Here is a 12,373-nt window from a genome sequence, read left to right on the forward strand (position 1 = left end):
TGGTGGAGCGCAAACCGCTCAACACACCCGCAAATCCTGTAGGAGCGAGCTTGCCTCGCGATCTTTTGACCCTTTAAAAGATCGCGAGGCAAGCTCGCTCCTACGCGTTGTTCACCTTGGCACAGCCCTTGCTCTGTCCCTTCCCGCACTCCAACAAGAGGCGTTTTCAACGCCCAAAGGAATTTATGTCCCCGTTGCGTCAATGGGCTTTTGGCCTCCTGACCCTGAGCACTCTGCTTGCCAGCCCCTTGTCCAGCGCCGACGTCGGCCGCCTGGAATTAGGCGTGCCGGCCGCTGACGCTGACCTGACCCTGGGCTGCCTGTACCCGATGACCGAGCGCGCCGCCATTTATGGCCACGACAGCATCCTCGGCATTCAAGTCGCACTCAACGAATTACAAACCCGCCGCGTGGCCGGTGAGCCCGTGCCGCGTCTGCGGGTGATTGTCGATGACGACCAGTCCAAAGCCTCCTATGGGGTCAGTCTGGCCAAGAGCTTTATTCACAAGGACGGCGTGCAAGTGCTGTGCGGCATGGTTTCGTCCGGCGTGGCGCTGGCCGTCAGCCAACTGGCCCGCCAGGAAAAAGTGCTGATGATCGGTTCCGATCACGCCTCGTCGCGCATGACCCTGGAAAACGGCCACCCGTACTATTTTCGCGTGACCAATGACACCTGGACTTCCATGGCGGCAGGCGCGCGGTACCTGCAAGCCTTGCAGAAAAAAACCGGCTGGAAGCGCCTGGCATTTATTGGTCCTGACTACGAATACGGCCATGTGTCCCGCGATGACTTGCACGAAGCCCTGAACCAGTTGGGGGTGAAGTTCGATGACGTCATCGAGTTATGGCCGCGTCTGTACGAACCTGATTACTCGCCGTACATCACCGCGCTGGAACAGGCCAGGCCCGACATCATCGTCTCGGCGATCTGGGGCGGCGACTTCCATGCCTTCGTCAAACAGGCTGCCGGTAGCCGCTTGCTGGAAACCTCGCGGCTGGCGAACTTCGACACCGGGGCCAATTACGACTTTCTGGTGTCGCTGGGCAACAAGGCGCCAGCCGGGCTGATTCTTTCGGCGCGCCACCACAACAACTGGCCCGACACTCCGCGCAACCGCTCGTTTGTTGAACGCTTTCATCAGTTGAGCGGGCGCTACCCGACCTACGCCGCGCAAGGCGCCTACAGCGTAGTGATGGTGATGGCCAAAGCCTTTGAGAAAACCGGTGGGGTGACCGACACCCAGGCCCTGATCCGTGCCCTCGAAGGCCTGGACATCGCCTTGCCCGAAGACCCGCCCGGAAGCTTTTCACGCATCGACCCGGTGACCCATCAAATCCAGCAGAGCCAAGCCATTGGCTCGCCGGTGAGCAATACCGATTACCCGCCTGCCCAACTGATGCTGGGTGACTGGTCGGTGTATTCGGCGCAAGAGCTACAGCTCGACAGCGCCACCCTGAAGCGGCGTCTGGCCGCGCGCAAACCCGTCGCCGAGCCCTAGCGGCTCGCACTTTGACCGAGAAGCAAGCATGAATAATTCCAAGAAAAGCATGTTGAAACACCCTTTGGCCTTTGCCATCACAGCTGCCGGGCTGGCGCTGTCATTGAGCGCCGGTGTGCACGCCGCTGAAAACGGCAAGTTCCGCATTGGTGTGGTGACCTTCTTGTCAGGCCCGGCCGCAGGCCCATTTGGCGAGCCGTCAGCGAATGCCGCCAAGGTGCTGGTCGAAGGCTTAAACAAAGGCCAGTTACCTGCGCCCTACGACAAGATCGGTATCAACGGTGCCGAAATTGAAATGGTCATGATTGACGAAGCGGGCGGGGCGGCCAAGCAGGTCGAGGAATTCCGCAACCTGGTACAGCGCCAGAAGGTCGATGCGGTGGTGGGCTATATCTCTTCCGGTGACTGCCTGGCCATTGCGCCGGTTGCCGAAGAACTGGGCGCCATGACGGTGTTCTACGACTGCGGCACCTCGCAGTTGTTCAAAGAAGACAAAACCCCGCAGTACGTGTTCCGTACCAGCCTCGATGCGGCTGTGGACAACATTGGCGCCGCCCGTTACTTGGCCAAAGTGCGCCCGGACGCACAGAAAGTCGCCGGTATTCAGCAGAACTACGCCTGGGGCCAGGACAGCTGGAACGACTTCACCCACTCCATGGAGCAACTGATGCCCAAGGCCAAAGTGGTGGAGTCGCAAATGCCCAAAGTGTTCCAGGGCCAGTACGGCGCTGAAATCTCCGCGATCTCGGTCAAGCGCCCGGACATCATCCACTCCAGCTTCTGGGGCGGCGACATGGAGGCGCTGGTGTTGCAAGCCAACGCCCGCGGCTTGCTCGAAGATGCTACCGCTGTGCTGACCTGCGGCGAATCGGCCATCGACCGTTATAAGGATCAGGCGCCTAACGGCATGATCATTGGCGGCCGTGGTCCGTTCGGTGCCTTTGCGCCGGATAACACTCTTAACGGCTGGTTCAAAGGCCAGTACCAGGCCGCCTACAAAACCGCGCCGACGTACCCGGCCAGCAAAATGGCCCAGGCCATTCTGGGGCTCAAGCACGCGGCGGAAAATGCCAAGGTTGAGCCAGGCAAAATCCCGACCCCGCTGCAAATCGCCCAAGCGTTCAAGGGCGCGACCTTTGAGTCGGTGTCCGGCACCGTGCACATGGCCCGCGCTGATGGCCATCAAGCCATGCAAGGGATTGCCTACGGCGAATACCAATACGACCCGGCGACCAAAAAGGGCGGCGTGCAAAACGTCATCGCTTTCTCGGGCGAGTGCGTGACCCCGCCGGATGGCACCACCGCGCTGGACTGGATCAAGGCCGGCTTCCCCGGCGCGCAGTGCAACTGATCCGTTAACGGCCACTGTAGGAGCGAGCTTGCCTCGCGATCTTTTAAACGATCAAAAGATCGCGAGACAAGCTCGCTCCTACAGGTATTGCCACCTTCTTGCCAAGGTAGGACCTCAATGATGAGTCTTTTCGCGGTGCTGATTGACGGCACCATTTATGCCTCGTGGCTGTTTCTGGTCGCGGCCGGGCTCACGGTGATCTACGGGGTGATGCGCATCCTGAACATGGCCCACGGCAGCTTTTATGCCATTGGCGCCTACACCGCTGCGTCTCTGGTGGGCTGGTATTTCAATAACGGCATTGGCCCGGTCTGGGTCGGGTATCTGCTGATGCTCGGCTGCGCGCTGATGGCCGGGCTGATCGTCGGGCTGATCATCGAGCGCGGCCTGCTGCGCTTTATGTACGGCCGCGACGAAGTGCTGATGGTGATCATCACCTACGCGCTGCTGCTGATCCTCGAAGACACCATGAAGATGATCTGGGGCGTGAACCCGTATTTCGCCTATCAGCCCTATGCCGAGATGGGGCGCAGCGCGCTGGCCGGGCTCAAGGTGTCGAATTACGACCTGATGCTGGTGGGTATCTCGCTGGTACTGGGCCTGGGCCTGTGGTTATGGCTGGAGCGTACGCACCAGGGCAAGGTGCTGCGCGCAGTGATCCACGACCGCGAAGTGGCCATGGCCATGGGTGTCAACGTGCGGCGCATGTTCACCCTGGTGTTTGTGCTGGGCACCATGCTCGGCACGTTGGCGGGCGCCTTGACCGCACCGGCGATCTCGGTGGTACCGGGCATGGGCGTTGAAGTCATCGTGCTGGCATTTGCCGTGGTGGTGATCGGCGGCATGGGCAGCATCGAAGGCGCCGCAGTGGGCGCCTTGCTGGTGGGCCTGAGCCGCGCCGCTGCCGTGCATTACGCGCCGGAGTTCGAGCTTTTTGTGATCTACGGGGTCATGGCGCTGGTGTTGGCGGTGCGTCCTCAAGGGCTGTTCGGCCGTGTACTGGCGAGGAAAATCTAAATGCGCCTGAGTAAAACCGAATTGATTCTGCTCGGCGTTGCCGTGCTGCTGGCCGCAGGCGGCGTAATCGCCCCGCAATGGCTGGTGTTTTTGCTGACCATGGCGCTGGCCAAGGCCATGGTGGTGCAAGGCGTGGTCATGCAAATGCGCGCCGGGCTGGTGACCTTTGGCCAGGGCTTGTTCTTCTGCATCGGCGGTTACGCGGTGGGCATGAGCGGGCACTTTCTGGACATCACCGACCTGGCCCTGCTGCTGTTGATCGGGGTGGGTGCAGCGGTGTTGCTGGCGATGCTGCTGGGGCTGCTGATGACCCGCTACCGGGAGATTTTCTTCGCCATGCTGTCGCTGGCGTTCTCGATGATTTTGTACGGCGTGCTGGTCAAAAGCTCGGCGCTGGGCAGCACGGACGGCTTCAACGTCAAGGCCTGGACCCTGTTTGGCTGGACACCCGCTGCCGGTCAGGCGCCGCTGGCGCTGTTCATCATTATCGTTGCCTGCTCGGGGTTGCTGGCGGTGTTGCTGCACCGCTACAGCCGCAGCAGCGCCGGGATGATGTGCGAGGCCATCCGTGAAAACGAAGTGCGCGTCGAATACCTCGGCCAGTCACCGCGCTGGGTGCTGTACATGAACTACGTCGCGGCCGCTGCCGTGTCGGCGTTGGGCGGCGGTTTCATGGCGTTGTCGGCCGGGCACATCGACCCGGAAATGGCCTACTGGATCACCTCCGGCGAATTCGTCTTCATTGCCTTGCTGGGTGGTACCGCCCACGTCGCCGCGCCGTTTATCGCGGCCATTCTGTTTGCCGTGGTGCGCACCTACGCCATCGAGCTGGTGCCGCACAGTTGGCAGATGATTCTGGGTTTCACCCTGTTGGCGATCATTGTGTTCCTGCCTAAAGGCTTATGGAGCCTGTTCACCGGGCAGGCGCGGAGGGCAAAGGCATGAACTGCATTCTTGAAACCCAAGGGCTGTGCAAGGAATTTGGCGCCGTAACGGCGGCCAAAGACGTCAACGTGCGCATCCACAAAGGCGAAGTGGTCGGGGTGATTGGCTCCAATGGCGCCGGTAAAACCACGTTTATCAACATGGTTACCGGCTACCTGAAACCCAGCCGTGGCGAGATCCTCTTCAACGGCCAGTCGATCCTTGGTCGCACGCCCAGGGCCATCACCCGGGCGGGCATGGCGCGTTCGTTCCAGGTCGCGCAGTTGTTCCCGCAATTGAGTGTGCTGGACAACCTGCTGATAGCCGTTTCGGCCGCGCAAAGCCCGTTTCCGTCGCTGCTGGCGCCGATGCGCAATGCGTCACGCATTGCCCAGGCCGATGCGATTCTGGCCGAGTTCGACATCAGCCGCTGGCGCGACACGTTGGTCACGGCGGTACCGCAAGGCGTGCGCAAATTGATCGACATTGCCATGGCATTGATCGGTGAACCGCAAATGCTGCTGCTCGATGAGCCCACCAGCGGCGTCAGTGCCGAAGAGAAAACCGCCCTTATGGACACCGTGATGCGCGTGGTCGCACAGCATCAGGTCACGGTGCTGTTTGTGGAACATGACATGGACGTGGTGCGCCGCTACGTGTCGCGAATTTTGGCGTTCTACAGCGGTGAAGTGCTGGCCGACGGGGCGCCTGAAGCGGTGCTGGCCAACCCACGCGTGCAAGAGTTTGTCACCGGCGGGCCAAACGCTCACAAGAGGGCAGCGCAATGAGTCTGGATATTCGTAACCTGCACGTCTCGATCGAAGGCGTGCCGATTTTGCATGACGTGTCGTTGCACGTGGGCGCCGGGCAAATGGTCGGTTTGATCGGCCATAACGGCGCCGGTAAAACCACGTTGATCCGCACCATCATGGGCCTGCTCGACGCTGACTCGGGGTCGATCACATTTGCCGGTCAGGACCTGCGCAACCGGCCGGGTTTTACCCGCGCCGCAGCGGGTATCAGCTACCTGCCCGAAGACCGCCGATTGATCCCGGCGCTGACTGTCGAAGAGAACATCTTGCTGCCGGTCTGGGCCAACAAATTGCCTGACAGCCAGCGCCGTCTGGAGTGGGTCTACAGCCTGATCCCGGAGATCGCCCAGTTTCGTGAGCGCAAGGCCATGCAATTGTCCGGCGGGCAACAAAAGCTGGTGGCGCTGGCGCGGGCGTTGATGCCGGGGCACACGTTGCTGTTGCTCGATGAGCCGTTTGAAGGGGTGGCGCCGGTGTTGTCCCGGCGCCTGAGCGAAGTGATCGCCAAGCTCGGCCGTGAAGGGCTGTGCGTGCTGATATCTGAATCCGATGACACTCATTCTGCCGATCTGGTCGATGCGCTCTTTCGCATCGAGCGCGGTAGCGTGACCGCAGGGTAGGGACCGCCATGTCAACATTTACCTTTGAAACCACGCCACGGGTGATCTGCGAAATCGACGGCGCGCTGCGCCTGGGCGCCTTGTGTCGAGAACTGAATGCCGAGCGGGTGTTGCTGGTCAGCGACCCCGGTTTGCTGCGCGCAGGCTTGCTCGACTCACCGATCAACGCCATGCGCGACAGCGGTTTGCAGGTCACGTTGTACAGCGACGTGCAGGCCGACCCGCCGGTGGCCTGTGTTGAAGACGCGGTGGCGGTGGCGCGCGAATGCCGCGCGCAGGCGGTCATCGGCCTGGGGGGCGGCAGCTCGCTGGATATCGCCAAACTGGTGGCCTTGCTCTGCGGCCACGAACAGCGGCTGGAGGACATCTACGGCATCGGCCTGGCCAAAGGCCCGCGCTTGCCGCTGATCCAGGTTCCGACCACCGCAGGCACCGGCTCGGAAGTCACGGCGGTGGCCATTGTCACCACCCCGAGCCACGAGAAAAAGGGCGTGGTCAGCCCGCTGCTGTACCCCGATATCGCGTTGCTCGATGCGCGGCTGACGGTCGGCCTGCCCGCCGCTGTCAGCGCCATGACCGGTGTGGATGCCATGGTCCATGCCATCGAGTCCTATACCAGCGCGCACAAAAAAAATGTGCTGTCGGATGGCTTGGCGGTGCAGGCATTGACCTTGCTGGCGGCGAACATGGACCGCGTGCTGGCCGAGCCCGGTGATTTGCAGGCGCGTTCGAACATGCTGCTGGGCTCGATGCTGGCGGGCATGGCCTTCGCCAACGCGCCGGTGGCAGCGGTGCATGCGCTGGCGTATCCGCTGGGTGGGCATTTCCATGTGCCCCACGGCTTGAGCAATGCCTTGGTGCTGGTGCCGGTGTTGAACTTCAACCGCCCGGCCGCCGAAGCCTGGTACGCGCAATTGGCCAGTGCGGTGTTGCCGGGGCAGCGCTTCGCCAGCCCCCGAGAGGCGTGCGACGGCTTTATCGACTTTATGACCCGACTGGTGGCGCGCATGCCGTTTGCCCAGCGCCTGAGCGAAGTGGGTGTCACCGAATCAGACATCAATCAACTAACCGATGACGCCTTGAAAATCGAGCGTCTGCTGATCAACAACCCCCGCCCGCTTGACCGCGACGACATCCACGCCCTCTACACCTCGGTGTTGTAAACGCCGGGCCCTGTAGGAGCGAGCTTGCCTCGCGATCTTTTAAACGATCAAAAGATCGCGAGGCAGTGCATTCATCAGTTAACAGGAGTCAGCGATGAACCATGAATTCAGAAGCGTGCCGCGCATCATTTGCGAAGCCGGGGCACTGCAAGAACTTGGCACTGTGTTCCGTGGCCTGGGGGCACAGCGGGTGTTGCTGGTGTGCGATCCGGGGATTGTCAGCCTCGGCTTTGCCGGCCGCGCACAAGCGGTACTCGAAGCCGCCGGGTGCGCGGTGGCGGTGTTTGATCACGTCACGCCGGACCCGTCTTCAGCCGTGGTTGAGCAAGCCGCCCGCCAGGCCAAAGCTTTCCAGGCCGATGGCGTGCTGGGCCTGGGCGGTGGCAGTTCACTGGACGCCGCCAAGCTGGTCGCCTTGCTGACCAACAGCGACCAGCCGCTGGAAAACCTCTACGGCACCGACAAAGCCCGTGGCAAACGGGTGCCGCTGGTGCTGATGCCGACCACCTCAGGCACAGGTTCGGAGGTGACGTGGGTGTCGGTGATCACCGATCCGCAGAATAAAAAACAGGCGGTCTATTCGCCGCAATTGCTGCCGGACGTGGCCATTCTCGACCCGCTGCTGACCTTGGGCCTGCCGCCCAAAGTGACGGCGGCCACGGGGCTGGACGCCATGGTGCATGCGATTGAGGCCTACACCAGCCGCACCCGGAAAAACCCGATTTCCGATGGTCTGGCCACGGCCGCATTGAACTTGTTGGGCTCCAACCTGCGCAAAGTGCTGGCTGACGGCACGGACCTGCCAGCGCGCACGGCCATGCTGCAAGGGTCGTTGATGGCGGGCATGGCGTTCGTCAATGCGTCGGTGGCGGCGATTCACGCCCTGGCGTATCCGCTGGGTGCGCGCTTTCACATCCCCCACGGCCACGCCAACGCTTTGGTCATGGCCCCGGTGCTCCGCTTTAACCTGGCAGCGGCTCAGCGCCAATACGCCGAACTGGCGGCGCACCTGTTGCCGGGCGAGCATTTTGCCGACGAAGCCAGCGCCGCAGAAGCCTTTGTGCGAGCCATTGAACGCCTGGTCGAGGACAGCGGCCTGGAGCTGCGTTTGTCTGCGTTGAAAGTGGATGAGCCGTCGCTGGCGGTGATGGCCAGCGAGGTGGTGGTGGGCATTCGGCGCTTGATCGACAGCAACCCGTGCGACATGAACGAGCAGGAGGTTGAAGCGATTTACCGGGGTATTTTCTAAGCCAGAGCAGCGGCGCCCTCAGGCGCCGCTGTTTTGTTCAGCGCAATAGATTGACCTTGGCCAGATCGATCAACTCCTTGGCGCGGCCATCCATCACGGTTTTAAGCATGAACAGGCTAAAGCCTTTGGCTTGTTCGAAGGTTTTGGTCGGTGGCATCACCAGTTCCTGACGGGCGCTGACCACATCGACCAGCACCGGGCCGTCATGGCTGAAGGCTTCACGCAGCGCGGCTTCCAGCTGCGACGGGTGCTCGACGCGAATCCCTTTGACGCCCATCGCTTCGGCCATTGCAGCGAAGTTGGGGTTGTCCAGGTCGCAGCCGACGTCCGGGAAACCGGCCGCCTTCATTTCCATTTCAACAAAGCCCAGGGTGCCGTTGTTCAGCACAATGACTTTGACCGGCAAACCCACCTGATTCAGGGTCAAGAAGTCGCCCATCATCATGGTGAAACCGCCATCGCCGGACATTGAAATCACCTGCCGGTAAGGGAAGGTCGCCTGTGCGCCAATAGCTTGCAACATGGCGTTGGCCATCGAGCCGTGGTTGAACGAGCCGACCAAGCGGCGCTGGCCGTTCATTTTCAGGTAACGGGCGGCCCATGCGGTGGGGGTGCCGACATCACAGGTGAAAATCGCATCTTCGGCCGCCAGCTCGCTGACCAGACGATTCAGGTACTGCGGGTGGATGATGTCGCTGTTGGGGCCGCTTTCAGCCAGCGCATCGAGGTCCTGACGGGCTTTTTTGTAATCTTTGAGGGCTGATTCAAGGTGATCGCGATCCGGGTTTTGCGCCAGCTTGGGCAGCACGGCCTGTAACGTCAGCTTCACATCGCCGAGAAGCCCCAACTCCAGGCCGCAGCGGTTGCCCAGCGCTTCGGGTCGCAGGTCGATCTGCGCGATGTGGCCGTGCTCCGGGTAGAACTGCCGATAGGGGAAGTTGGTGCCGAGCATCAGCAGCGTGTCGCAGTTTTTCATGGCCAGGTAGCCCGAGGCGAAACCGATCAGCCCGGTCATGCCGACGTCATACGGGTTGTCGTACTCGACATGCTCCTTGCCGCGCAACGCATGCACGATGGGTGCGTTCAGGCGTTCGGCCAAGGCGAGGATCTCGGTGTGGGCATCGACGCAGCCGGCGCCGCACAGCAGGGTGACTTTTTTGCCATCATTCAAAAAGGCTGCCAACTCATCGATATCGCTGTCGCTGGGGCGAACCAGCGGCTGAGTCGGGGTGAGCCAGTTCGGGACTTTCGCTTCAGTTTGCTGCAGCGCCACATCCCCCGGAATCACCACCACCGCCACGCCGCGTTTGGCGATGGCGATGCGCATGGCGCGCTCCAGAATTTGCGGCAGTTGTTCGGGGCGCGAGACCAGTTCCACGTAGTGGCTGCATTCCTTGAACAGGCTCTCGGGGTGCGTGGCCTGAAAGTAGTCAATGCCGATTTCGCTGCCCGGAATGTGCGCGGCCAGCGCCAGCACCGGCACACCGCTGCGATGGGCGTCGAACAGGCCGTTGATCAAATGCAGGTTGCCGGGCCCGCAACTGCCGGCACACACCGCCAGTTCGCCGGTCAGATGCGCTTCAGCGCCTGCGGCAAAGGCTGCGGCTTCTTCGTTGCGCATGTGAATCCACTTGATCTGCTCCTGGCGGCGCAGCGAGTCGGTAAAGCCGTTCAAAGAATCGCCGACCACGCCATACACACGTTTAACGCCGGCTTGCTGAAAAGTCTCGGTGATGAAATCGGCTACTGTTCTGGACACGGAGGACGCCTCTCAAAGTCAGATAAAAGATGGCTTGGGTTGCCTTTGCCCAAGCAGGATAGACACTGCATCCGACCTTGCCGGTTTTTAAAACGTTCGATGAAAATCTGTACATGTGCCATAACCGTGCCGCTCTCTAACCCGCGGCTGGGCGAGTAATGTTTAGTCAGCCCGCAACTGAATATCTGAAACTCTGTGTTGCATCGGGTTACCCAGTCGTGTGAGGCTACGGCTTCAGTGTTGACCAAGGTCGAAGGTATGGGTGGTTTGCGAGGAACGCATGAACGACGCAGTGTGTCGCAGACACCGCTATTGCGTGGCGTTCGGTCCCGTTACTTTGCCCCTTGCCCCTCCAGCCGTTGTGCACTCCCTTCCAAATTGGCCTTTTGGGCCCTGTTCCACTGCCGGCATGCCCGCCCGCCGGATACTCGTGTTTCGCATTAAGTCCTGACTGCCTGCTGCCTTGAAAAGACGCAGTTGCCTCGGCGCGCCCGTGCGCCTGTCTGATACGAAATGATGAGCATGACCATGACTGCTACGACCCCGTTTGCCCCGCTGAATGAAGCCCTCGACTTTCTGGAACTGAACCCGGATATCGAGATGTTCGAGCTGTTTATCATCGACAACAACGGTGTGCCGCGCGGCAAGTTGCTGCACCGCGATGAGTTGCTGGCGGTGTATGAAAGCGGGCGTCCGCTGCCGAGCACGATTCTGGGCCTGAGCATTAACGGCGATGACGTCGAGAACACCGGGTTGGTGTGGGACGTGGGCGATATTGACTGCCGGGCCTACCCGATCAGCGGCAGTTTGCAGCGCATGCCGTGGCGCTTGATCCCCACCGCCGCCGTGCAAGTCAGCATGCACCCGACCCAGGGCATGCCAGCCACAGTGGCCGACCCGCGGCATTTGCTGGCCAAGGTTATTGATGGCCTCAAAGCTGACGGCTACTACCCGGTGATGGCGGCCGAGATGGAGTTTTACCTGCTTGATCAACAGCGCGACAGCAACGGGCGCCCGCAACCGGCCCGTGATGCCGACGGTCAGCGGCCACGTGCAACCCAGGTGTACGGGCTGCGTGAGCTGGAGCAAATCGAGCCGTTCCTCGCTGACTTGTACAGTGCCTGCAAACTGCAAGGGATACCGGCGCGCACGGCGATTTCTGAATATGCACCGGGGCAGGTCGAAATCACCCTTGAACACCGCGCCGATGCCTTGCAGGCCATGGACGAAGCCGTGCGCTACAAGCGCCTGGTCAAGGGCGTGGCGCACAAGCACGGCATGGTCGCGTGTTTTATGGCCAAGCCGTTTGATGACCTCGCTGGCACCGGTCTGCACATGCACGTGAGCCTGGCCGACAAGGACGGCAACAATCTGTTCGCCAGCGAGGCACCGGCCGGGACGCCGCTGCTCAAACACGCGGTGGGCGGCATGCTCAGTACCTTGCTCGACTCGTTGCTGATGTTTTGCCCGAATGCCAACTCGTATCGCCGTTTCCAGAGCAACAGCTACGCGCCGCTGGCCGCGACCTGGGGAGTCGACAACCGCACCGTGAGTTTGCGTGTCCCCGGCGGCCCGGCGTATTCGCGGCACATTGAGCACCGAATTTGTGGCGCAGACGCCAACCCGTACCTGGCCGCTGCGGCCATTTTGGCCGGTATTCATCGCGGGATCCGTGAGCAGCGTGATCCGGGTGCGCCGATTGAAGGCAATGGCTACGCCCAGGCCAGCGAATTGCTGCCAACCGACTGGCTGACTACCTTACGCGCCCTACAAGCATCGGAATGGGCCAAAGAGGCATTTGGCCCGGAGTTCCTGAAGGTGTATCTGGCCGTGAAAAACGGCGAGTACCGCCAGTTCATGGGCGAAGTGGGCGAGCAGGACTGGCGCTGGTATTTGCAGCAGGCGTAATCAGCGCTGCTGATCAATCTGTAGGAGCGAGCTTGCCTCGCGATCTTTTGATCGTTTAAAAGATCGCGAGG

General features: G+C 61.4%; 10 protein-coding genes. 9 read left to right on the plus strand and 1 reads right to left on the minus strand.

Annotated elements, in window-relative coordinates:
• Positions 1 to 185 precede the first annotated feature (185 nt).
• The 8 genes from QMX84_RS24235 to QMX84_RS24270 all read left to right on the plus strand — a co-directional run bounded on the left by QMX84_RS24235 (position 186) and on the right by QMX84_RS24270 (position 8,635).
• On the plus strand, positions 186 to 1,499 hold the full coding sequence (locus QMX84_RS24235) for an ABC transporter substrate-binding protein (protein WP_282364973.1): 1,314 nt from the start codon (positions 186 to 188) through the stop codon (positions 1,497 to 1,499).
• Between the two features lie 28 nt (positions 1,500 to 1,527).
• Positions 1,528 to 2,850 (plus strand): ABC transporter substrate-binding protein, encoded by a 1,323-nt coding sequence (locus QMX84_RS24240; protein ID WP_282364974.1) that lies wholly within the window; start codon positions 1,528 to 1,530, stop codon positions 2,848 to 2,850.
• A gap of 117 nt (positions 2,851 to 2,967) precedes the next feature.
• Positions 2,968 to 3,867, plus strand: coding sequence for a branched-chain amino acid ABC transporter permease (locus QMX84_RS24245; RefSeq protein WP_282364975.1), 900 nt, complete (start codon positions 2,968 to 2,970; stop codon positions 3,865 to 3,867).
• Positions 3,868 to 4,812: a branched-chain amino acid ABC transporter permease gene (locus QMX84_RS24250; protein ID WP_153357155.1), complete on the plus strand. Its 945-nt coding sequence runs from the start codon at positions 3,868 to 3,870 to the stop codon at positions 4,810 to 4,812.
• A complete protein-coding gene (locus QMX84_RS24255) occupies positions 4,809 to 5,579 on the plus strand; it encodes an ABC transporter ATP-binding protein (RefSeq protein ID WP_282364976.1) in 771 nt (256 codons plus the stop codon). Before QMX84_RS24250 ends, QMX84_RS24255 begins: the two co-directional genes overlap by 4 nt.
• Positions 5,576 to 6,223, plus strand: coding sequence for an ATP-binding cassette domain-containing protein (locus QMX84_RS24260; RefSeq protein WP_123750328.1), 648 nt, complete (start codon positions 5,576 to 5,578; stop codon positions 6,221 to 6,223). The genes QMX84_RS24255 and QMX84_RS24260 overlap by 4 nt, the downstream gene beginning before the upstream one ends.
• Positions 6,224 to 6,231: 8 nt before the next feature.
• The gene (locus QMX84_RS24265; protein WP_282364977.1) at positions 6,232 to 7,386 is read left to right on the plus strand and encodes an iron-containing alcohol dehydrogenase; all 1,155 of its coding nucleotides are present in this window, start codon (positions 6,232 to 6,234) and stop codon (positions 7,384 to 7,386) included.
• A gap of 94 nt (positions 7,387 to 7,480) precedes the next feature.
• Complete coding sequence (locus QMX84_RS24270; protein ID WP_282364978.1) at positions 7,481 to 8,635, plus strand: iron-containing alcohol dehydrogenase; 1,155 nt, start codon at positions 7,481 to 7,483, stop codon at positions 8,633 to 8,635.
• Positions 8,636 to 8,672: 37 nt separating this feature from the next.
• Here the strand turns inward: QMX84_RS24270 and poxB are convergent, their stop codons facing one another.
• Positions 8,673 to 10,394, minus strand: a complete 1,722-nt coding sequence (gene poxB, locus QMX84_RS24275) for a ubiquinone-dependent pyruvate dehydrogenase (protein WP_048368656.1) — start codon at positions 10,392 to 10,394, stop codon at positions 8,673 to 8,675.
• A gap of 528 nt (positions 10,395 to 10,922) precedes the next feature.
• On the opposite strand from poxB, the gene QMX84_RS24280 reads away from it, so the two are divergent.
• Positions 10,923 to 12,302, plus strand: a complete 1,380-nt coding sequence (locus QMX84_RS24280; RefSeq protein WP_048368803.1) for a glutamine synthetase family protein — start codon at positions 10,923 to 10,925, stop codon at positions 12,300 to 12,302.
• Positions 12,303 to 12,373 lie beyond the last annotated feature (71 nt).

Origin of the sequence: Pseudomonas sp. PS01297, from assembly GCF_029959305.1 — a bacterium.
Lineage (GTDB): Bacteria > Pseudomonadota > Gammaproteobacteria > Pseudomonadales > Pseudomonadaceae > Aquipseudomonas > Aquipseudomonas helleri.

Excerpts from the sequence above, each read along its gene's own strand:
- QMX84_RS24270 (WP_282364978.1), top strand. The coding sequence starts at position 7,481 with ATGAACCATGAATTCAGAAGCGTGCCGCGCATCATTTGCGAAGCCGGG.
- QMX84_RS24245 (WP_282364975.1), top strand. The coding sequence starts at position 2,968 with ATGATGAGTCTTTTCGCGGTGCTGATTGACGGCACCATTTATGCCTCG.
- QMX84_RS24240 (WP_282364974.1), top strand. The coding sequence starts at position 1,528 with ATGAATAATTCCAAGAAAAGCATGTTGAAACACCCTTTGGCCTTTGCC.
- QMX84_RS24260 (WP_123750328.1), top strand. The coding sequence starts at position 5,576 with ATGAGTCTGGATATTCGTAACCTGCACGTCTCGATCGAAGGCGTGCCG.
- QMX84_RS24250 (WP_153357155.1), top strand. The coding sequence starts at position 3,868 with ATGCGCCTGAGTAAAACCGAATTGATTCTGCTCGGCGTTGCCGTGCTG.
- QMX84_RS24280 (WP_048368803.1), top strand. The coding sequence starts at position 10,923 with ATGACTGCTACGACCCCGTTTGCCCCGCTGAATGAAGCCCTCGACTTT.
- QMX84_RS24265 (WP_282364977.1), top strand. The coding sequence starts at position 6,232 with ATGTCAACATTTACCTTTGAAACCACGCCACGGGTGATCTGCGAAATC.
- QMX84_RS24235 (WP_282364973.1), top strand. The coding sequence starts at position 186 with ATGTCCCCGTTGCGTCAATGGGCTTTTGGCCTCCTGACCCTGAGCACT.
- QMX84_RS24255 (WP_282364976.1), top strand. The coding sequence starts at position 4,809 with ATGAACTGCATTCTTGAAACCCAAGGGCTGTGCAAGGAATTTGGCGCC.